Annotated in this window: 19 protein-coding genes and 1 pseudogene; 13 read left to right on the top strand and 7 right to left on the bottom strand. The window is 73.5% G+C overall.

Translation table 11 applies throughout. The features are described from left to right. Position 1: 1 nt before the first annotated feature. Entirely contained in the window at positions 2-1,117 is a 1,116-nt protein-coding gene (locus RM445_RS06500; protein WP_311555152.1) for an HNH endonuclease signature motif containing protein, read from the bottom strand. Between the two features lie 92 nt (positions 1,118-1,209). On the opposite strand from RM445_RS06500, the gene RM445_RS06495 reads away from it, so the two are divergent. Next, positions 1,210-2,037 (top strand): SCO6745 family protein, encoded by an 828-nt coding sequence (locus RM445_RS06495; protein WP_311555151.1) that lies wholly within the window; start codon positions 1,210-1,212, stop codon positions 2,035-2,037. A gap of 274 nt (positions 2,038-2,311) precedes the next feature. Further along, positions 2,312-3,556, top strand: coding sequence for an FAD-dependent monooxygenase (locus tag RM445_RS06490; protein ID WP_311555150.1), 1,245 nt, complete (start codon positions 2,312-2,314; stop codon positions 3,554-3,556). Here RM445_RS06490 and RM445_RS06485 read toward each other — a convergent pair. Then, positions 3,514-3,879 (bottom strand): hypothetical protein, encoded by a 366-nt coding sequence (locus RM445_RS06485; protein ID WP_311555149.1) that lies wholly within the window; start codon positions 3,877-3,879, stop codon positions 3,514-3,516. The genes RM445_RS06490 and RM445_RS06485 overlap by 43 nt on opposite strands. Before the next feature lie 305 nt (positions 3,880-4,184). On the opposite strand from RM445_RS06485, the pseudogene RM445_RS06480 reads away from it, so the two are divergent. Further along, positions 4,185-5,060, top strand: a pseudogene (locus RM445_RS06480) (EamA family transporter); the annotation flags it as partial. Between the two features lie 48 nt (positions 5,061-5,108). Here RM445_RS06480 and RM445_RS32725 read toward each other — a convergent pair. The 3 genes from RM445_RS32725 to RM445_RS06470 form a co-directional block, all read right to left on the bottom strand. Then, positions 5,109-5,339 carry an FDXHR family putative zinc-binding protein gene (locus tag RM445_RS32725; protein ID WP_449619174.1) on the bottom strand — a complete coding sequence of 77 codons (231 nt, stop codon included), beginning with the start codon at positions 5,337-5,339 and terminating at the stop codon, positions 5,109-5,111. Between the two features lie 68 nt (positions 5,340-5,407). Next, on the bottom strand, positions 5,408-6,760 hold the full coding sequence (locus RM445_RS06475) for a PQQ-dependent sugar dehydrogenase (RefSeq protein ID WP_311555147.1): 1,353 nt from the start codon (positions 6,758-6,760) through the stop codon (positions 5,408-5,410). Between the two features lie 42 nt (positions 6,761-6,802). Next, the gene (locus RM445_RS06470) at positions 6,803-7,951 is read right to left on the bottom strand and encodes an acyl-CoA dehydrogenase family protein (RefSeq protein WP_311555146.1); all 1,149 of its coding nucleotides are present in this window, start codon (positions 7,949-7,951) and stop codon (positions 6,803-6,805) included. Between the two features lie 111 nt (positions 7,952-8,062). Here RM445_RS06470 and RM445_RS06465 point away from each other — a divergent pair, with 111 nt between their 5' ends. Genes RM445_RS06465 through RM445_RS06450 form a run of 4 tightly spaced genes read left to right on the top strand, consistent with a single transcriptional unit; the run spans position 8,063 to position 12,955 of the window. After that, positions 8,063-9,658, top strand: a complete 1,596-nt coding sequence (locus RM445_RS06465) for a carboxyl transferase domain-containing protein (RefSeq protein WP_311555432.1) — start codon at positions 8,063-8,065, stop codon at positions 9,656-9,658. A 5-nt stretch (positions 9,659-9,663) separates the two neighbouring features. After that, positions 9,664-11,646, top strand: coding sequence for an acetyl/propionyl/methylcrotonyl-CoA carboxylase subunit alpha (locus RM445_RS06460; RefSeq protein ID WP_311555431.1), 1,983 nt, complete (start codon positions 9,664-9,666; stop codon positions 11,644-11,646). Further along, the gene (locus RM445_RS06455; protein WP_311555145.1) at positions 11,643-12,137 is read left to right on the top strand and encodes a MaoC family dehydratase; all 495 of its coding nucleotides are present in this window, start codon (positions 11,643-11,645) and stop codon (positions 12,135-12,137) included. Before RM445_RS06460 ends, RM445_RS06455 begins: the two co-directional genes overlap by 4 nt. Beyond that, the gene (locus tag RM445_RS06450; protein ID WP_311555144.1) at positions 12,134-12,955 is read left to right on the top strand and encodes an HpcH/HpaI aldolase/citrate lyase family protein; all 822 of its coding nucleotides are present in this window, start codon (positions 12,134-12,136) and stop codon (positions 12,953-12,955) included. The genes RM445_RS06455 and RM445_RS06450 overlap by 4 nt, the downstream gene beginning before the upstream one ends. Here RM445_RS06450 and RM445_RS06445 read toward each other — a convergent pair. Beyond that, complete coding sequence (locus RM445_RS06445) at positions 12,947-13,975, bottom strand: phosphotransferase family protein (RefSeq protein WP_311555143.1); 1,029 nt, start codon at positions 13,973-13,975, stop codon at positions 12,947-12,949. The genes RM445_RS06450 and RM445_RS06445 overlap by 9 nt on opposite strands. Continuing rightward, a complete protein-coding gene (locus RM445_RS06440; protein WP_311555142.1) occupies positions 13,972-15,153 on the bottom strand; it encodes an acyl-CoA dehydrogenase family protein in 1,182 nt (393 codons plus the stop codon). Before RM445_RS06440 ends, RM445_RS06445 begins: the two co-directional genes overlap by 4 nt. 80 nt (positions 15,154-15,233) lie before the next feature. Here RM445_RS06440 and RM445_RS06435 point away from each other — a divergent pair, with 80 nt between their 5' ends. The 6 genes from RM445_RS06435 (at position 15,234) to RM445_RS06410 (ending at position 20,737) form a co-directional block, all read left to right on the top strand. Next, complete coding sequence (locus RM445_RS06435; RefSeq protein ID WP_311555141.1) at positions 15,234-16,262, top strand: class I mannose-6-phosphate isomerase; 1,029 nt, start codon at positions 15,234-15,236, stop codon at positions 16,260-16,262. Between the two features lie 24 nt (positions 16,263-16,286). Beyond that, positions 16,287-17,306, top strand: a complete 1,020-nt coding sequence (locus RM445_RS06430) for a Gfo/Idh/MocA family protein (RefSeq protein ID WP_311555140.1) — start codon at positions 16,287-16,289, stop codon at positions 17,304-17,306. Further along, positions 17,303-17,698: a hypothetical protein gene (locus RM445_RS06425; protein ID WP_311555139.1), complete on the top strand. Its 396-nt coding sequence runs from the start codon at positions 17,303-17,305 to the stop codon at positions 17,696-17,698. The genes RM445_RS06430 and RM445_RS06425 overlap by 4 nt, the downstream gene beginning before the upstream one ends. 104 nt (positions 17,699-17,802) lie before the next feature. Then, positions 17,803-18,822, top strand: coding sequence for a phosphogluconate dehydrogenase (NAD(+)-dependent, decarboxylating) (gnd, locus tag RM445_RS06420; RefSeq protein ID WP_311555138.1), 1,020 nt, complete (start codon positions 17,803-17,805; stop codon positions 18,820-18,822). Next, positions 18,819-20,417, top strand: coding sequence for an ATP-binding SpoIIE family protein phosphatase (locus tag RM445_RS06415; RefSeq protein ID WP_311555137.1), 1,599 nt, complete (start codon positions 18,819-18,821; stop codon positions 20,415-20,417). The genes gnd and RM445_RS06415 overlap by 4 nt, the downstream gene beginning before the upstream one ends. Next, complete coding sequence (locus RM445_RS06410) at positions 20,414-20,737, top strand: STAS domain-containing protein (protein ID WP_311555136.1); 324 nt, start codon at positions 20,414-20,416, stop codon at positions 20,735-20,737. Before RM445_RS06415 ends, RM445_RS06410 begins: the two co-directional genes overlap by 4 nt. Positions 20,738-20,748: the final 11 nt, after the last annotated feature.

The following is a 20,748-nucleotide window of genomic DNA, read 5'->3' as shown; positions in this document are numbered from 1 at the left end:
GTCAGGCTGCCCCGACCAGGTGCGGTAGGGCTCGTCGTCTGGGGTGTTGCTCGGGGTCGATCCACTTCGGCGGGATGAACTCGGGTAGTCCGTCGCGGATCCGCACGGTCCAGTCGGTGGAGTGGATCTGCCGGTGATGAACGCGGCAGAGCATCACCAGATTGTCCAGGCGAGTCGGGCCGCCGTGTTCCCACGGGACGATGTGGTGGACCTCGCACCACGAGCCCGGCCGACCGCAACCGGGATGGGCGCAACCACGGTCCCGGGCGGCGACGGCCCGGCGTAGCCCGTCGGTGAGGTGCGGGCGCCGCCCGCCGCTCTCGGGCAGCACCGCCGTCGGGGCATGGTCGAGGACGTAGCCGCACACGTCCGCCAGCGCCTCGGCCTGGCGCTGCCCCACAGTACGGTCGTCGTCGCCGGTGAGCGGGCGGGCCGTGGCGTCGACCACCGCGGCGATCGCGTCGAACATCGCCGCGTCGTCGAACCGGCCCTTGATCCTCCCGCCCCCCGACGGCAGCCCGGTCAGGTGCAGCTCGTTCACCCCGGACGGGGATCGGTCGTCGGGCTCCGCCCCGTCCTGATCGAGCGCCTCGACCAACGCCGCGCCCCAGGCCTGCAGCTCCGACGGGGTGTACAGGCCGGCCTTGGCGGCGAGCTGGGCCTCCGCGCCCGTCCACTGCTGCGGCGACAGCCGGGCGGCCGCGTCCGAACCGAGCACCCGGGCGATGGTCTCGACGTGCCGCAGACTCGCCCGCCCGCCGGCGAACACCGCCGCGGTGGCGGGCAGCCGCGCCGGGAGGACCACCCCGTCAAGCCCCACGCGCGGGGTGACCTGCTCGGCGGCAACGACCCGCCGGCGGGCCTCGAGCCGCTCCCAACCCAGCAGATCACTCAACGCCGCCGACACCGATGTGTAGCCGCGCTCGGCGAACACCCCACGCCGCTCCAACGCCGCGACCGCATCCACGGTCGCCCGGTCCAGCCGCCGCACCACGGTTTCACACGTCGACAACAACGCCACCAACTCGACATCACTGCCCGACTCCATGACCTCGCCCAACGCCTCCGCCGCCTGCACCAGCAGACGCTGCGCAGCAGCGGAAGGGCTCTCGGTCACACACATATTCTCGCATCGACCACCGACAATTCCTGGCCGTGATCGTCAGAGCGACGTCACGCGGATCGCAGGCCGAGGCCATGATGTCGTCCATGACTTGGACGGCCCGTCGCATGTTCGAGCTCCTGGAACCGATCTGCCTGGTCACCTTCTTCGCCGACGAGTGCAACGAGGAGATGGCCGCGCTCGGCCACCGCACCTACTGGGACGGCTACTTCGCCAGCCGCGCCGCGCCGCTGGGGCGGGTGCCGGCGCAGGTCGTGCACGCGGCCTTCTACAGCTTCGCCGACGGGGAGGCCGCGCGGCACATCCCGAGCGCGTGGGAGACGATCCCGCCCGAGGCGTCCGTCGCCGCGCGGGAGCGGGGCAGCGCGGCCTCCGTCCGCCGGATCCTCGGCGACGAGCTGGCCGACTCGCCGGGCCTGGTGCGCGCCGCCGACCTCACGACCAAGGCCGCGACGAGCGCGCCCACCGAAGGTCGGGTGATGTACGCCGGGATGCGCACGCTTCCGGTGCCGAGCGACCCGGTCGCCCGGCTGTGGCATTCCGCGACCATGCTGCGCGAGCACCGCGGCGACGGGCACGTCGCCGCACTCGTCGGCGCGCGCATCGGCGGCACGGAGGCCCACGTGCTGTCCGCGCTCGAGCAGGGCATCCACCCGCCGGAGTCGTTCGGGCGCATTCATCACCTGCCGAAGAAGCGGCTGGCTGCGGTCATGGAGGGCTTGCGCGAGCGCGGGCTCGTCGACACCGACGGCCGGTTCACCGACGCCGGCCGCGAGACCAAACAACGCATCGAAGCCCTCACCGACGAGCTCGCCGCCCCGCCGTACGGCGCCCTCTCCCCCGCCGAGCTCGACGAGCTGGTCGCCGAGCTCGAACCCCTCACCGCGACGCTGGTGGCGGCGGGGTCGCAATAACGAGCAGCGGCCGGCGGCACGCCGCGCGGTGCGGCCTGATCTACGGCATCTCGGGCGAGTACGTCGTCGTCGCCGTTGATCGTCCGGGGCCGAACGGAGGCCGATGAGGCCGGACAACTCCCGCACGATCAAGCCCGTTGATCGTGCGGGACGAAAAGCGCTGCGATCAGCCCGGTAGCACCCGCACGATCAGCTCGCGGCGGGCGTGGGCCGGCCGGGCGCTGGACCACCGTACGATCCGGACCGTGATCCGGACGGGTGAGCAGGGGACGCGATGAGCGGCACCAGGGTGTTGGTGGCGGGGGCGAGCATCGCGGGGCCCGCGCTGGCCCACTGGCTGTACCGGCGGGGCGCCGAGGTGACCGTGGTGGAGCGGGCCCCCGAGCTGCGTCCTGGTGGGCAGGCGGTGGACGCGCGCGGGGTGGCCAAGGAGGTCATCCGGCGGATGGGGCTCGACGCGGCGGTGCGCGCGGCGCGCACCCAGACCGCCGGCGCGTACACCGTGGACGTGGACGGGAACGTGCTGGAGACCTTCCGCGCGGACGACGACGGCGGCGACGGGTACATCGCGGAGATCGAGATCCTGCGCGGCGACCTGTCCCGGGTGCTCTACGACGACACCCGTGACGGTGTCGAGTACATCTTCGGCGACCGGATCGCCGAGCTCACCCAGGACGCGGACGGCGTCGACGTGGCTTTCGCGAGCGGCGACCGGCGCCGCTTCGACCTGGTGGTCGGGGCGGACGGGCTGCACTCGGCGCTGCGGACGATGGTCTTCGGCCCGCGCGAACAGTTCGTCCGCCACCTCGGGATGGTGCTGGCCTTCTACACCGTGCCCAACGAGTTCGGGGTGGATCGCTGGCTGATCGACTACCAGGAGTCGGGGCGCTCGGCCGGCCTGCGGCCCCTCCCGGACGCCTCCCTGGCGATGGCCATGTTGTCCTTCACCGCCGCCGACTTCGACGTCGACTATCGCGACGTCGAGGCCCAGAAGCGCCTGCTGCGCGAGCGGATGGCCGGCCTCGGCTGGTCGACCCCGCGCATCCTCGCGCACCTCGACGACACCCCGGACTTCTACCTCGACCAGGTCGCCCAGGTGGTGATGGACCGCTGGTCGAGCGGCCGGGTGGGGCTGCTCGGGGACGCGGCGTTCAGCTCGTCGCCGATGTCCGGAGGAGGCACCGGACTGGCCCTGGTCGGTGCCTACCTGCTGGCCGGCGAGTTGGCGGCCGCCGGGTGGGACCCGGCGGCCGGGTTCGCCGCCTACGAGGAGCGGATGCGCCCGTTCGTCGAGGCCAACCAGGAGATCGGCCGGCTGCACGTGCACAGCCGCGGCGTCCCCGACCCGGACGCCCAGGAGAACACCGAGCCGAGCGCGGAGCCCGACATGGACGCGCTCATGGCGTTGGTGGACCGCGCGATCAACGGCGTCGAGCTGCCCGACTACGCGGGGGTGCCGGACTCCGGGACTCGATCTCACCCTCCGACGGAGAAACTGTTGCCGTTGTCGTCGGAGTAAATGAGTTCGCCGTCGTCCGTCGTGACGATCGAGTTCTCACCGTCGCCGTAGAACTGACTGTTGCCGGATTCGTCGGAGTACCCCCTGTCGGAATAACCACTGTCGGAATAACCACTGTCGGAATAACCACTGTCGGAATAACCACTGTCGGAATAACCACTGTCGGAATAACCACTGTCGGAATAAGTGGATTCTCCGACCGACAACAGCGCAGCGAGAAAGGCGATCGCGACCGCGATGCCGACGGCGATCAGCCATCGGTTCCGCACGACGTGCGTCGGCCGGTGCGGCGGGTAGCTCGGAGGAGGCGGGAAGTAGCTCACTATGATCACCGTTCCGCTCGTGCGAGGTGGACTGGCCCGCCGGCGGTAGCGCCCGGCGTCGTCTCGAAGGATCCGGGACCCGGCCGCGATCCTGTGTGTACAAGTACCGGTTCGGGTCGGTCGTTGTACGCCGGGACGTACGGGCTTTTCCGCGACGCTTCGTCCAGCAGCGCGACGCTCCGAGAAATACATGGTTCATCAACAATGACGAACTCTCGCGCGGAGCGATAACGACTCGTTCGTGTACGGCGACCGCCCTCGGGGCGGGTTCCTCGTGCCGGCCGAAACACTGAGGGGAACGGACGATGCAGTCCGCATACAGCGGCGATGTCCGCCCTACCGCATCACCTGCACGACACCGGTCCGTGGCGCACCCGACGCCGCGGCGTCGCGTAATGGGCGCTTGTGCGCTGGCGCTCGCCGGGATCCTCTACGGCGCGAGCACGGAACCCCTCGCGTGGGTGCTGAGCGGCGGGGTCGACGCGGAGGCGTTCCTGTCGATCCGGTTCGCCTTCGCCGCGGCCGCCCTCCTGCTGTTCTGCCGCGGACCGGTCGCCGACCCGGTCGCGCTCCTGAAAGCCGGTGTCGGCTGCGGCGTGGCGCTGGCCGGCAGCTACCTGTGCCTCGTCCACGGACTACCCGCCACCGGCAGCACCACCGCCGGGGTTCTCGTGTCCGGGTTCGGGATCTGGGCGACGGGGATCGATGCGCTCGTCCGCCGCCGGCGCCCGGGTCGCCGCACCGTGGCCGCGATCGCGGTCGCCGGCACCGGGCTGCTGCTGCTCTGTGGCAGCGGCGCCGGGCTCGGCGCGGTTCTGGCCGCCAGCGTGCTGCTCGCCGTGCACCTGCTCCTGCTCGCCGCCGCCGCCCCGCACCTCGACGCCCTGCACCTCATCGCCCTCCAGAGCGTCGTCGTCGCCCTCGTCTGTGCCGGACCCGGGATGGCTGCCGGCACGTCCGGCATGGACGCCACCGACTGGTTTCTCGCCGCCGCCCTCGGCATCGGGGTGTCGGGAGGCGCCTACCTGCTCCAGGCGCTCGGACAGTCCGTGGTACCCGCGACGACGGCCGGGCTCCTGCTGATGACCGAGCCCCTCAGCGCGGTGCTGGTCGGCTGGACCGTGGGCGACCGGCCGGGGCCGGTCGGTGGGGTGGGGCTGGGCCTGATCGTCGTCGCGATCCTGCTCGCGGTGCGGACACCGGCAGACCCGGTACCGGACGGCGACGCCTCAGCCCGTCCGGCGGCGTCCGGGCGCCGGCTCCCTCCAGATGCCGTTCTTGGTCGTGACGAGACCGAGTGCCTGTGGCCGGGCACAACGTCCGCCCGCGCGGTGCCCGTCGTAGACCGCGATCGAGTCGAACGTGGCGTGGCAGTGCCCGCAGTGCGCCCGGTCGTCGCCCGCCCAGTCGGCGGTGCACCCGCCACAGGTGATGTGGAACAGGTGCAGGTCGTCGGCCACGACAGCAGGGTAGGCGTCGGCACCGACGAAACCGGACCGTGGTGAGGGAGACCGCGGCGCCCGGCGGCTCACCGGCCGGGCGGAGCCAACCGGTAGACCGCACCGGCCTCGTCGTCGGTGACGTACACGGCGCCGTCGGGCCCGGCCACCGCGGCCACCGGGCGGCCCCAACGGGCGCCGTTCGCGGCCTGGAACCCTCCGACCAACGTCTGCTGCGGGCCCAGGCCGCCGTCCTGCCACGGGAAGAACGACACCTCGGGCGCGCGCGGCGGCGACGCGTTCCACGAGCCGTGCACGCCCACCAGGGCCCCACGTGCGTAGGTGTCGGGCAGTCCGCCGTCGACGAACGACAGCCCCAGCGGCGCGGAATGGCCCCCGAACGCCTGCTCGACCGGCGGCAGGGTGGCACAGTCCAGCATCCGGCCGTCCGGGTTCGTCTGGATGTCGACGGTGAACGGGACGTCCGACAGGTTCTGGGGCGAGCCGAAGACGCCGGGCTCGACGTCGGGATCCGGGTTGCAGTACGGCCATCCCAGGTTCCGGCCGGGCGTGAGCCGGGCGAGGGCCTCGGCCGGGTGGTCGCGCACGTACTCCGCGATCACCTCTCCCTGCGACGTACCCGTGTCGCCGCCGTAGGGCCGGGCGAACGGGTACTGGATGTTGTCGCGGTTGTTCACCGCCGTCCAGACCGCGCCGTCCGGGGCCACCGCAAGGCCGGTCCCGTTGCGGACGCCCACCGCGTACGGCTCGGGCGCCCCGCCATTCGGCGGGACGCGGAGGATGGACGCCCGCGGCGGGGTCGCGGCCAGGTCTTCCACGGAGATGTTGCCGGTCGATCCGACGGACACGTAGACGGATCCGTCGGGACCGACGGCGACGCTCTTGAGCGCGTGGGCGTACCGGCCCTTCAGGTCCGCGCTCTTCGCGTCGGGGAGACCAGTGGCGACGGGCCGCGGGTCGGTGGCGGCCCCGCCGGCGTAGGAATAGGCGTCGACGCGGTCGCTCTGGGCGACGTACAGGGTCGGGCCGGCGAAGGTGAGCCCGTGCGGCTGGTTCAGCCCCTCCAGCAGCACCGACACGTCCGCCGTGCCGCGCCCGTCCGGCGTCAGCCGCACGACCGAGCCCTCTTCCGGCACGGAGACCAGCAGTGCGCCGTCCGGGGCCCAGGCGGCGAGCCGCGCCGACGACACCCGGGCGAACACCGACATGGTCCAGCCGGACGGAACGAGCACCTGCCGGGGCTCGTCCAGCGGTGCGTCGGCCAGCCCGTCAGGGACGGTCACGCTCACCGGGACCAGGCCCGCGGGCGCGGCGGCCGACGGCGCAGCGCCGGCGGAACCCGGGGCGGACGGAGCCGAGGCACAGCCGGCGAGCACGACCGCGAACGCGGCCAGCATCGGGAGGATGCGGCGGAACGTCATGGCCACATTCTTCCGGTCCGGGCATGAAGCGCCCGTCGGGCCTCAGAGACCGAGCTCGCGGGCGATCAGCATCCGCTGCACCTCCGAAGTGCCCTCGCCGATCTCGAGGACCTTCGCGTCGCGGTAGAACCGGGCCACCGGGTACTCGTTCATGAACCCGTACCCGCCGAACACCTGGGTGGCGTCGCGCGCGTTGTCCACCGCCGCGCCCGACGCGACGAGCTTGGCGATCGCCGCCTCCTTCTTGAACGGCGCGCCACGCAGCATCTTCGCCGCGGCCGCGTAGTAGGCGAGCCGGGAGGTGTGGGCGCGCACCTCCATGTCGGCGATCTTGAACTGGATCGCCTGGTGGGAGCCGATCTTACGGCCGAACGCCTCGCGCTCGCGCGCGTAGCGCAGCGACTCGTCGACGCACCCCTGGGCGAGCCCGACCGCCAGCGCGGCGATGGCGATCCGGCCCTCGTCGAGGATCGACAGGAACTGCGCGTAGCCGCGCCCGCGTTCGCCGAGCAGGTTCGCCGCCGGCACGCGGCAGTCGTCGAAGAACAGCTCGCGGGTGTCCGAGGCGCTCCAGCCGACCTTGGAGTACTTCTGCGAGAACGTGAACCCCGGCGTGCCGGCGGGCACCATGATCGCGGAGATCTCCTTGCCGCCGTCAGGCCGCGTCCCGGTGATCGCGGTGACCGTGACGATGCTGGTGATGTCGGTGCCGGCGTTGGTGATGAACGCCTTCGACCCGTTGATCACCCACACGTCGCCGTCGAGCCGGGCCGTGGTGCGGGTCGCGCCCGCGTCCGAGCCACCTCCCGACTCGGTCAGCCCGAAAGCGCCCAGCGCCGTGCCGGCCGTGAGCGCGGGCAGCCAGCGCTCCCGCTGCTCGGCCGTGCCGAAGCGGAAGATCGGCATCGCACCGAGCGACACCCCGGCCTCGAGCGTGATGGCCACCGACGAGTCGACGCGCGCGAGCTCCTCCAACGCGAGGCAGAGCGCGAAGTAGTCGCCGCCCATGCCGCCGTGCTCCTCGGGGAAGGGCAGGCCGAACAGGCCCATCGCCCCCATCTTCGCGACGATCCCGTACGGGACCTCGCCGCGCTCGTAGAACCCGCCGATGACGGGCGCGACCTCCTTGCGCGCGAACTCCTCGACGGTCTCGCGCAGCGCCTGCTGCTCCTCGGTCAGCTCGACGTCCATGGGTTCTCCTCACCGACGAGCACAGGTTCCATCTTCGGGGCCGCGGCGGCGGGCGGCCAGTCGCCCCCTTCGTGGATACGCTGCCCCGGGAAGGGGGCCGCAGTGACGTCGATGCACACCCCCGGGACGGCGACCGGTACGCCCGCGGCTGCACCCGCGACCATGCGCGAGTTGGTCGCCGAGCTGCGGGAGCACCTCGCGGCGGCCCGGCTCGGCGGTGGGGAGTCCGCCCGCCGCCGGCACGTGGGCCGGGGCAAGCTGCTCGTGCGCGACCGGGTCGACCGGCTGCTGGACCCCGGCTCGCCGTTCCTGGAGCTGAGCCCGCTGGCCGCGCACGGCATGTACGACGGCGCGGTGCCCAGCGCCGGCATCGTCACCGGGATCGGCCGGGTCGGGGGCCGGGAGTGCGTGATCGTCGCGAACGACGCGACGGTCAAGGGCGGCACCTACTACCCCATCACGGTCAAGAAGCACCTGCGCGCGCAGGAGATCGCCCGCGCGAACCGGTTGCCGTGCGTCTACCTCGTCGACTCCGGGGGCGCTTTCCTGCCGATGCAGGACGAGGTGTTCCCGGACCGCGAGCACTTCGGGCGCATCTTCTACAACCAGGCGAGGATGTCGGGCGCGGGCATTCCGCAGCTGGCCGCCGTGCTCGGCTCGTGCACCGCGGGCGGGGCCTACGTGCCGGCGATGGCCGACGAGTCGGTGATCGTCCGCGGCCAGGGCACGATCTTCCTCGGCGGGCCGCCGCTGGTGAAGGCGGCCACCGGCGAGATCGTCAGCGCCGAGGACCTGGGCGGCGGCGACGTGCACGCCCGCCGCTCGGGAGTGGTCGATCACCTGGCCGCCGACGACGCCGAGGCGCTCGCGGTCCTGCGGTCGATCTGCGCCACGCTCCCCCGCCCCGGCGCCGGATCGCTCCGTCGGGAGCCGCCCGAGGAACCGTCGCTCGACCCCGCCGAGCTCTACGACCTGGTCCCGGCGGACCTGCGCACGCCCTACGACGTGCGGGAGGTGCTCCGCCGGATCGTCGACGGGTCGCGGTTCTCCGAGTTCAAGGCGCTCTACGGCGAGACGCTGGTGTGCGCCTTCGCCCAGATCTGGGGCTACCCGGTCGGCATCCTCGCCAACAACGGCATCCTGTTCAGCGAGTCGGCGCTCAAGGGCGCGCACTTCATCGAGCTGTGCAACCAGCGCGGCCTGCCGCTGGTGTTCCTGCAGAACATCACCGGGTTCATGGTCGGCCGGGAGTACGAGAGCCGGGGCATCGCCAAGGACGGCGCGAAGCTCGTGACGGCCGTCGCCTGCGCCTCGGTGCCGAAGTTCACCGTCGTCATCGGGGGGTCGTTCGGAGCCGGCAATTACGGGATGTGCGGGCGGGCGTACGACCCGCGGTTCCTGTGGATGTGGCCCAACGCCCGCATCTCGGTGATGGGCGGCGAGCAGGCGGCGTCGGTGTTGGCGACGGTGCGCCGCGACCGGGAGGAGTCGACCGGCGGTTCCTTCTCGGCCGCGGAGGAGGCGGAGTTCACGGCGCCGATCCGGTCGCAGTACGAGAGGCAGGGCTCGCCCTACTACTCCACGGCCCGGCTGTGGGACGACGGCGTGATCGACCCGCTCGACACCCGCCGGGTCCTGGGCATGGGCCTCGCGGTGGCCGCGCAGGCCCCGGTCGAGCCGCCGTCCTACGGCGTCTTCCGGATGTGACCGTGATGGAGTTCAGCCAGATGATGTTCGACAGTCTCCTGGTGGCCAACCGCGGCGAGATCGCCGTGCGCATCCTGCGTGCGGCGCGGGCCGCGGGCCTGCGCACGGTCGCGGTGTACTCCGACGCCGACCGCACCGCCCCGCACGTGCGCGAGGCCGACACCGCGGTCCGCATCGGGCCGGCCCCGGCCGCGGAGTCGTACCTGTCCGTCCCGGCCCTCCTCGCCGCGGCGGAGCGGACCGGCGCGCAGGCCGTGCACCCGGGCTACGGGTTCCTGTCCGAGCGGGCCGCCTTCGCCCGCGCGTGCACCGACGCGGGCCTGGTGTTCGTCGGTCCCCCGGCCGAGGTGATCGAGCTGATGGGCCGCAAGGACGAGGCCCGGCGCATCGCCGTCGCGGCCGGCGTCCCCGTGCTGCCCGCCGTCGAGGGCGCGTCGACCGGCCAGGCCGCCGACGTCGGCTATCCGCTGCTGGTCAAGGCCGCCGCGGGTGGTGGCGGGAAGGGCATGCGGATCGTCCGCCGCCCCGACGACCTTGCCGAGGCGCTCGCCGCCGCCGGGCGGGAGGCGCTTGCGGCGTTCGGCGACGACACCATGCTGTTGGAGCGCTACGTCGAGCACGGCCGCCACGTCGAGGTCCAGGTCCTCGCCGACGCACACGGCACCGTGCTGCACCTGTCCGACCGCGACTGCTCGGTGCAGCGGCGCCACCAGAAGGTCGTCGAGGAGGCGCCGGCCCCCACGATCCCGGACCGGGTCCGGGCCACGATCGCCGAGGCATCGGTCCGCCTGGCGCGGGAGGTCGGCTACGTCAGCGCCGGCACCGTGGAGTTCCTCGTCGCCGGTGACGAGGCCTGGTTCCTGGAGATGAACACCCGCCTGCAGGTCGAGCACCCGGTCACCGAGGCCGTCACGGGCCTCGACCTGGTGCGCCTGCAGCTGGACGTCGCCCAGGGCCGCCCGCTGCCGCTGCGCCAGGACCAGGTCACGGTGACCGGGCATGCGATCGAGGCCCGCGTCTACGCCGAGGACCCCTACTCGGGCTTCCTCCCCCAGGCCGGTCTGGCCACCCGCGTGGCCTGGCCCGACCGCGCGCGGGTCGACCAGGCTCTGGGGAGCGGGCAGCGCGTCGGCACCTGGTACGACCCGCTGCTCGGCAAGATCATCGTGCACGGCGCCACCCGCGAGGCCGCCCGGCAGGCGCTGGTCGCGGCGCTCGACGACACCGCCGTGCTGGGGCTCACCACCAATCTCGGGTTCCTGCGCCGGCTGGTCGCCGGCGAGGCCTACCGCGACGCCGCGATCGACACCGCCTGGCTCGACCGCAACCCCGACGCCGTCCCCCGCGGCACCTCCGACGTCGCCCTGTGCACCGCCGGGTGGGTCCTGGCCACCCAGCAGGTCGCCGACCCCACCCATCCCTTCGGCATCGCCGACGGGTGGCGGGCCGCGGGCGCCCCGTCCCGGGTACTGGTCGAACTCGAGCACCGGGGCACGCGGCACGTCCTCGCCGTCGACCGGACCGGCGGCCGGGTCGAGGAGGTCTCGCCGACGTCGGACAGCACTGCAGGCCGCACCTGGACGGTGCACGAGGTCGGGGCGGGCCAGGGCCGGCTGCGGCTGGAGATCGACGACGTCATCCACGACCTGCTCGTGCAGCCCGACCGCCACGGCGTGGCCGTCGCGCACCAAGGGGACACGTTCACGTTCACCCGGCCCGACATCGCCGCCGCCGCGGAGACCGCCGCGGACGGCGTCGTCGTGGCACCCATGCCCGGCACCGTGCTCGCGGTGCTCGTCGAGAAGGGCTCCGACGTCACCGCGGGCGACGTGCTCGCGGTCCTGGAGGCGATGAAGATGGAACTGCCGCTGCGGGCACCGTACGACGGCGTCGTCGACGACCTCGACGCCGCGGTCGGGCGCCAGGTGCCCCTCGGGCACGCGTTGTTCCACGTCACCCCGCACCCCGCGCCGGAGGAGGCGCCGTGACGACACCGGGCAGGCGCATCGAGCAGCGCGGGCTGTGGTTCGAGGAGTTCGAACCCGGCGTCACCTACCTGCACCGGCCCGGCCGCACCGTCACCGAGGCCGACAACGTGCTGTTCACGACGCTGACGATGAACGGGCAGGCGCTGCACCTCGACGAGGCCTGGAGCGCCACGCAGCCCTTCGGCAAGCGGCTGGTCAACAGCCTGTTCACGCTGTCGACCCTGGTCGGGCTGTCGGTCGGGCAGCTCACCCAGGGCACCATCGTGGCGAACCTGGGCTTCCGCGAGGTCACGTTCCCCAAGCCGGTGTTCCACGGCGACACCCTCTACGCCGAGACCGTGGTGCTCGACGCCCGGCCGTCCGGCAGCCGGCCGGGCGAGGGCGTGGTGACGCTGGAACACACCGCACGCAACCAGCACGGCGACGTCGTCGCGGTCGCCGTCCGCTCGACCCTGGTCCGGATGCGGCCGCCGGACGGGGCGATGACGTGATCCCGGGTCCCGCACTCCTGTTCTGTCCCGCCGACCGGCCCGACCGGTTCGCCAAGGCGGCAGCGGCTGCCGACGCCGTGATCCTCGACCTCGAGGACGGTGTCGCCCCCGACGACAAACCCCGCGCCCGCCGGGCCCTCCAGGAGACCCTGCTCGATCCCCGGCGCACGATCGTCCGGATCAACCCCGCCGGCACCAACGACGCCGACCGCGACCTCGACGCGCTGGCCAACACGCCGTACGAGACGGTCATGCTGGCCAAGGCCGAGGCCGCCGAGCAGGCCGCCGCACTCGCGCCGCGGCAGGTGATCGCCCTGTGCGAGACCCCGCGCGGGGTGCTCGCAGCAGCGCAGCTCGCGGCCGTGCCGAACGTGGTCGCCCTGATGTGGGGCGCGGAAGACCTCGTCGCCGCGATCGGCGGCCGCTCCAGCCGCCGTGCCGGCGGCCGCTACCGCGACGTCGCCCGGCACGCCCGCTCCGCGGTCCTCCTGGCCGCCGCGGCCGCGTCGACCGCTGCGGTCGACTCGGTCTACCTGGACATCGGCGACCTCGACGGCCTGCGTGACGAGGCCGACGACGGGGCCGCGTCCGGCTTCGTCGCGAAGGCCTGCATCCACCCGCGCCAGGTCGCGGTCGTCCGTGACGCCTACCGGCCCACCGACGAGGAGGTCGACCGGGCGCGGCGCGTGCTCGCGGCGGCCGCGGGTGCCTCCGGGGTGTTCGCGTTCGAGGGCCGGATGGTCGACGCGCCCCTGCTGCGTCACGCGGAGCAGATCATCCGGGCTGTCGGGAAACCCGGTGGCGAGACGTCAGCCTGAGCCGTCGAGCGCCGCGATCCCGGCCGCCGCCAGTGGCGCCACGGCCCCGCCCACCAGCTCGTATCCCCGCCCGACGCTCTCGCCGCGCACGTGCCGCGCGTGGATGCCCTCCGCGATGACGGCCGCCTTGAAGTAGCCCAGCCCCACGTAGAAGGCCAGGCCCTCGACGAGGGCGTCGGGATCCCGCCCCGTGGCCGTCGCGTAGTGCCGGGCCAGCGCCTCCCGCCCCGGCATCCGCGGGCTGGTGGCCGCGGCCTTCCCGCCGAGGACCGGATCGAAGGCGGGGTCGGCGTAGGCGAGGTGGAGCCCGAGGTCGGCCAGAGGGTCGCCGAGGGTGGCCATCTCCCAGTCGACGAGCGCCCGGACGATGCCGGGATCGGCGGGATCCAGGATCGTGTTGTCGATCCGGAAGTCGCCGTGCACGATCGACGCCCCCGCCTCGGGCGGGCACGTCCGGGCCAGCCTGGCGTGCAGCGTGTCGATGTCGGGCAGGTCCCGGGTGGCGATCCGGGCCCACTGGTCGTTCCAGCGGCGGATCTGGCGCCCCAGGTAGCCCTGCGCACGGCCGTAGTCGGCCAGCCCGATGGCTGCGGGGTCGACCGCGTGCAGCCGGCCGAGCACCTCGACGAGGCCGAACGCGCAGCGCTGCACCTCGGCGGCCGACAGGGTGTCGAGCTCGTCCGCCGTGCGGACCACCCGCCCGTCCACCCACCCGACCACCGTGAACGGGACCCCGAGCACCGCGGGGTCGTCACACCGGGCGACGGCGGGCGCCACCGGCACGTCGGTCCCGGCGAGGGCCGCGACGACGCGGTACTCCCGCCCCATGTCGTGGGCGGACGGGTTGAGCGCGCCGAGGGGCGGCCGACGCAGTACCCAGGTGTCCGTGCCGTCGGTGAGCCGGTAGGTGAGGTTCGAGCGCCCGCCGTGCACGAGCTCCGCCCGCAACTCCCCCGATCCGGGGACCGCCGCGGTGAACCACGGTTGCAGGGCGGGAAGGTCGAGGCCGGGAAGAGTCACCGACGGGCCGCCTTGACGACCCGCTTCGCGATGGCCCAGCGGTGGGTCTCGGATGGGCCGTCGTAGATCCGGAACGGGCGCACCTCGCGCAGGAACCGGCCCAGCAGCACGTCGCCGGAGACGCCGAGCGCTCCGCAGAGCTGCAGCGACCGGTCGACGACCCGCCAGACCGCCTCCGCCGTGAAGACCTTGGCCATCGCGGCCGACTGCGCGGCCGGCTGCCCCCGGTCGAGCTCCCAGCACGCCTGCCGGATCAGCCCGCGGCTCGCCGCGATATCGATCTCGTTGTCGGCGATCATCGCCTGGGCCATGCCGAGGTCGGCCAGGGTGGAGCCGAACAGCTCCCGCTCCGCGGCCCGGCGCACGGCGATGTGCTGGGCCCGGCGCGCGAGCCCCAGCCAGCGCATGCAGTGCGTCAGCCGGGCCGGGTCGAGCCGGACCTGGGCGTACCGGTACCCCTCGTCGACGGCGCCGAGCACGTCGTCGGCGCGGACGCGGCAGTCGTCGAACGCCACCTCCGCGTGCCCGCCGGAGAGGCTCTCGTCGAGGGTCTCGATGTGTCGCAGCACCCGCATGCCCGGGTTGGCGGCGTCGACGAGGAACATCGTCGCGCCGCCCCGGTCGCCGGGAGCGCCCGAGGTCCGGGCCATGCAGATCGCGAAGCCCGCGCCGTCGGCACCGGTGGTGAACCACTTGCGGCCGTCGATCCGCCAGCCGCCGGGCACGCGCTCGGCGCGGGTGATCAACGCCGCCGGGTCCGATCCCGCACCCGGAGCCGGCTCCGTCATCGCGAAGCACGAGCGCAGGTCGCCGGCGGCGAGCGGGCGCAGGTAGCGCTCCTTCTGCTCCGCCGTGGCGACGGCCTCCAGCAGGTGCATGTTCCCTTCGTCCGGGGCGGCGATGTTGCACGCGAGCGGACCGAACAGCGACCAGCCCGCTTCTTCGAAGACCACCGCCCGGTCACGCATGTCCAACCCGTGGCCGCCGAACTCGGCGCTCACGTGCGGGGCGAACACGCCGGCCGCACGGGCCGCGGCCTGCAGGTCGCGGCGGACAGCGTCGTCCGGTGCCACTCCCCCGGACCGCTCCTCCACTGGCACCACGACGTCGCGGACGAACGTGGCGGTGCGCTCGGCCAGCTCGGCGACGGACGGGGGTGGGTCGAGCTCGACGGCCATGGCGCCTCCTCGGTGCGCCACGAGGCTACGACGGACGGTCTAGGCTGCGCCTGGCCCGACGACCGAACGGGAGCTGGTCCGTGAAGCCCGTGGTGATGCCGCCGCACCGGTTCCCGCACTTCTACCGCGGTGGCGACCGCATCACCGAGCTGCGCGGGGTGCCCGGGCCGCACGAGCGGTCGCCCGAGGAGTGGCTGGCGTCGACGACCACCCGGTTCGGCGAGGCGCCGGCCGGACTCAGTGTGCTGCCCGACGGACGGCTCCTGCGCGACGCGGTCGCCGCGCAGCCCGAGGCGTGGCTCGGTCCCGAGCATCTCGCGACCTTCGGCGCCGACACGGGCGTGCTGGTCAAGCTGCTCGACGCCGGTGAGCGCCTGCCCGTCCACGTGCACCCGGACCGGGCGTGGGCGGGGCGGCACCTCGGCTGCCGCTACGGCAAGACCGAGGCCTGGTACGTGGTCGCCGCCGACGAGGGCGCGCAGGTGCACCTCGGGTTCCGCCACGACGTACCGCGGGCGGTCCTGGCCGAGCGTGTCGAGCGCCAGGAGGCCGCGGCACTGCTCGACGTCATGCACGCCCGCACCGTCTCCGCGGGCGACGGCATCCTCGTGCCCGGCGGATGGCCGCACGCGATCGGGGCGGGCATCCTCGTCGTCGAGGCCCAGGAGCCCACCGACTTCTCGATCCTCCTCGAGTGGACCGGGTTCGACCTCGACGGCCCCGCCGAGGGTCACCTCGGCCTGGGTTTCGACACCGCGCTCGGTGCCGTCGACGTCCGCGGGCACGCGCCGGACGAGGTCGACGCGCTGGTGGGTCCCCGGCGCCTGGAGCGGTCCGACACGGTGCTCCCCGTCCTGCCCCGCGCCGCCGACGACTACTTCCGCATGCACGTGGCGCGGCCCGCTGCGGCCGTCACCGTGCCCGCGGGCTTCGCGGTGGTCGTGACCCTCGCCGGGACGGGCGAGGTCACCGGGGACGGCGCGGCGTCGCCGCTCTCGCGCGGCGACGTGCTCGCCGTGCCGTACGGCGCGGGCGACTGGACGCTGCGGGGCGACGTCGAGGCCGTCGTGTGCCGGCCGGCCCTCGCGGCCCCGCAGGGTCCCTCCTGACGACGCCGCGCGTTAGCGTGGTGCATGAGCGATCCCGTGCGGTTCGGGCTGGTCGGTTACGGCTTCGGTGCCCGCTGGTTCCACGCCCCTCTCATCGCCTCGGCCGACGAGTGTGAACTCGTGGCCGTCGCCACCCGGTCCGCGGAGCGTCGCGCGCTGGTGAACGCCGAGCATCCGGGCGCGGCTTTGGTCGACGACCTTGCCGGCTTGAAGACCGCCGGGGTCGAGGCCGTCACCATCTCGACGCCGGCCGACACGCACATCCCGCTGTGCCAGGAGGCTCTCGAACTCGGTCTCGCGGTCGTCGTCGACAAGCCTTTCGCGCTTACCGCAGCGGACGCGCGCTCGGCCGTCGACCTCGCCCAGCGGCTCGGCGTCCTGCTGTCGGTCTACCAGAACCGGCGGTGGGACTCCGACTTCCTGACCGTCCGGGCGCTGGTCGACGACGGCACGCTGGGCCGGATCACGCGGTTCGAGTCGCGCTTCGAGCGCAGGCAGGAGGGCCCGCCGGCGTCGGGCGGCGGCACCCTGCTGGACTTCGGCAGCCACCTCGTCGACCAGGCACTGCAGCTGCTCGGGCCGGTGCGCAGGGTGTACGCGGAGGTCGACGGCCAGGCTCCGGCGGACGACGACGTGTTCGTCGCGCTCACCCACGCCGACGGTGCCCGCTCGCACCTCTGGGGCAGCTGGGTGCAGTCGGGGCCGGGCCCCCGGTTCCGCGTCACCGGCACCCGCGCGACCTACGTCGTCGGCGGGATGGACATCCAGGAGGAGCTCCTGGTGGCCGGCCGGACCCCGGCGTCGGAGAGCGAAGGATGGGGCGCCGAACCCCCGGACCGCTGGGGCCAGGTGCACGACGGGGCGGGCGCGGCGACCCGCCCCACCGACCGCGGCCACTGGGACGCCTACTACCGGGCCTTCGCCGCGGCCGTCCGCGGAACCGGCCCGGTCCCGGTCGACCCGAGGGACGCGGTCGCCACGGCGGAGGTGCTCGACGCCGCGCGGACGAGCGCCGAGCGACGCGAGCTGGTCACCCTGCTGTGACCGACGACGACGCACCCGTCCCGGACGCCGTGCTGCTCTGGCGGCCCGACGAGTTCCCGCCGCCGGGAAGCCGGCCCCTTCCGGCGACGGTCTGCTGCCTCCGGTCGACGACCGCCGGCAGCCGCGCCGTCGTCTACCGCACCACCGCCGACCAGGGCGTCGCCGCGGTCTTCGACTTCCTCTCCGACGCGGCGCCGGGCGACGGCAGGGGCTCGACCGCCCACGGCGTCGTGCATCTCCTGGACCCCCACCTCGAGCGGGCCGCCCTGCTGCACGACCCGGAACTGCGTCCGGTGTTCGCCCACCTGCAGGGACGCCGACGGCTCCCCGACGCGGCCGGTCGACGCCTGCATGCCCTCCTGCCGACCATCGCGTTCACCGTGCGGGCGTAGCGAGGCCGGCCCGCGTCACACCTTCGACCGAACTGCGGTACGCCGTACCGGGGGTCCGCGTTAGCGTCCCGATCAACTGCGGGGGCAGTACCGAGGGGGACGTCGTGCAGATCGCCATGGTCGGACTGGGTCGGATGGGCGCGAACATGGTGCGCCGTCTCCTGCGTGACGGGCACGAGTGCCACGTGTACGACGTCTCGCCGGACGCCGTGGCCGGGCTGGAGCAGGAGGGGGCACACGGCGCGCGCTCGCTGAAGGAACTGGTCGCGGGGCTCGCGGCGCCGCGCGCGGTCTGGCTGATGCTGCCCGCCGCCATCACTGGCGCGACGGTCACGCAGCTGCTCGACCTGCTCTCGCCGGGCGACGCGATCGTCGACGGCGGCAACTCCTCCTACCGCGACGACATCGACCGCGCGGAGGTGGCGTCCGGCCGCGACGTCGACTACGTCGACTGCGGCACCAGCGGCGGCGTCTGGGGCCTCGAGCGCGGCTACTGCCTCATGGTCGGCGGGCCGGACCGTGCCGTGAACCGGTTGACCCCGGTCTTCGCGACGCTGGCGCCCGGCGTCGACGCCGCGCCCCGCACACCCGGCCGCACCGGCGATCCCACGCCGGCCGAGCAGGGCTGGCTGCACTGCGGGCCGTCCGGCGCGGGCCACTTCGTGAAGATGGTGCACAACGGCATCGAGTACGCGCTGATGGCGGCGTACGCGGAGGGCCTCAACATCATCAAGGGGGCGGGGGCGGGCGCCCGGCCGCAGGAGGCCGACGCCGAGACCGCGCCCCTGCGTGATCCGCGGTACTACCCCTACGACGCGATCGATCTCGCCGAGGTCGCCGAGGTGTGGCGGCGGGGCAGCGTCGTCGGTTCGTGGCTGCTCGACCTCACCGCCGAGGCGCTGCGTGCCGACCCGGGGCTCGAGCAGTTCACCGGCCGCGTCTCCGACTCCGGCGAGGGCCGGTGGACGTCCATCGCCGCGATCGAGGAGGGGGTGTCGGCCCCCCTGCTCACCGCCGCCCTCTACAGCCGCTTCGCCTCGCGGGGCAGCGAGCTGTTCGCGGACAAGGTGCAGTCGGCGCAGCGACTGGAGTTCGGGGGTCACGTCGAGAAGCCCCGTTCATGACCGAACTCGGCGACCGGCTCCGGCGCCTGGAGACGGTGACCGACGCCGGGTTGGCACAGCTCGACGTCGACGAGCTGCTCGACGAACTCCTCGACAGGGTCCGTGAGCTGCTCGCCGTCGACACCGCCGCGGTGCTGTTGCTGAACCCGTCGGGCCGGTACCTCGTCGCGACCGCCGCCCGGGGCATCGAGGAGGAGGTCAGCCAAGGGGTGCGGATCCCCCTCGGCAAGGGCTTCGCCGGCCGCATCGCCGCGGAGAAGCGGCCCGTGATCCTCGAACAGGTCGACCACACCAACGTGCTCAACCCGCTCCTGCGGGAGAAGGGGATCCGGTCCCTGCTCGGGGTGCCGCTGCTCGTCGGCGGCACCGTGCTCGGCGTCCTGCACGTCGGCACGCTCACCCCGCGCCCGTTCTCCGCCGACGACACGACGCTCCTGCAGCTGGTGGCCGACCGGATCGCCCTGGCCGTGCACGCCCGCGCGGCCGAGGTCGAGCGGGCCGCGGCCACGGTGCTGCAGCGCAGCCTGCTGCCGTCCGCGTTGCCCGAGATCCCGGAGCTCGAGTTCGCCGCCCGCTACGTGCCGGGCGGCCAGGGCCAGGTGGGCGGCGACTGGTACGACGTGTTCGTGCTCGGGTCGGGTGCGGTCTGCATCGTGGTCGGCGACGTCGTCGGCCGCGGATTGACCGCCGCGGTCGAGATGGGGCGGTTGCGGCACGCGCTGCGTGCCTACACCCTCGACACCGCCGACCCCGCCGAGCTGCTGGACCGCCTCGACCGCCAGGTGCACCAGTTCGAGCCCGACGTGATGGCGACGGTCCTGTGCGCGGTGGTGGACCCGTCCGGGGAGCAGATGCGCCTGTCGTGCGCCGGCCACCCGCCACCCGTGATCTCCGCGGGCGCCGGGCTGCCGGCGGCGGTCCTCGACCTGCCCGCCGACCTGCCCATCGGGGTCACCACCAGCGGCCGCAGGCACACCAGCACCGTCGCACTGCCCCCGGGCACGGCGGTGTGCCTGTACACGGACGGCCTGGTCGAGCGCCGGGGCCGCTCGTTGACCGCCGGCCTCGACCGGCTCGCCGAGGCGATGTTCGCCGGCCCGCCCGAGTCGGTCTGCGCGACGGTCATGCAGGCGCTGGTCGGAGCCGAACCGCCGTCCGACGACATCGCCCTGCTCGTGCTGCGGCGACAGCCGGCCGCCGACACGGACACCGACACGTTCGAGCTGGAGCTGCCGGCTGTGCCGAGCTCGCTCAAGCCGCTCCGGATCGCGATGCGCCGGTGGCTGGCCCATGTCCGCGCCGACCGGCAGGCCACCGCCGACCTGCTGACCGCGGTCGGCGAGGCGTGCGCGAACGCCATCGAGCACGCCTACGGGGCCGCCGGCGGCACCGTCTCGGTCAGCCTGGCCTACCAGGCACCCGACGTGATCGCCGTCGTCGGCGACACCGGCCGGTGGCGAGCGGCCCGCGGGAGCTTTCGCGGCCGCGGCATCATCCTCATGCGTGCCCTCAGCGACGAGGTCACGATCGACCGCACCGACACCGGCACCCGGGTACGGATCCGCCGGACGACCACAGAAGGGGGGCCGCGGTGACCGACGCGAGCATGACCGTCGGACACGACAGCGCCGACACCGCCCGCATCGCTCTCTTCGGCGAGATCGACATGGCCAACGCCGACGAGGTCGAACAGCAGATTCTCGGCGCGATCGGCAATCAGCTCACCGCCGTCACGATCGATCTCAGCGGGCTCGAGTACATCGACAGCGCCGGCCTCCGGGTGCTGTTCACCCTCGGCAGCCGTCTCGACATCCTGCAGATCGCGCTCCGGCTCGTCGTGCCGACGGGATCGTCGATCCGCCGGGTGATCGATCTGTCCGGCATGGCCGCCGCAATACCGGTGCTCTCGCACTGATTCACCGATGT

Source organism: Pseudonocardia charpentierae (assembly GCF_031845345.1).
Taxonomy (GTDB): domain Bacteria; phylum Actinomycetota; class Actinomycetes; order Mycobacteriales; family Pseudonocardiaceae; genus Pseudonocardia; species Pseudonocardia charpentierae.
Note: the sequence above shows the minus strand (reverse complement) of the source record. Positions and strands in the feature narration are given on the sequence as shown.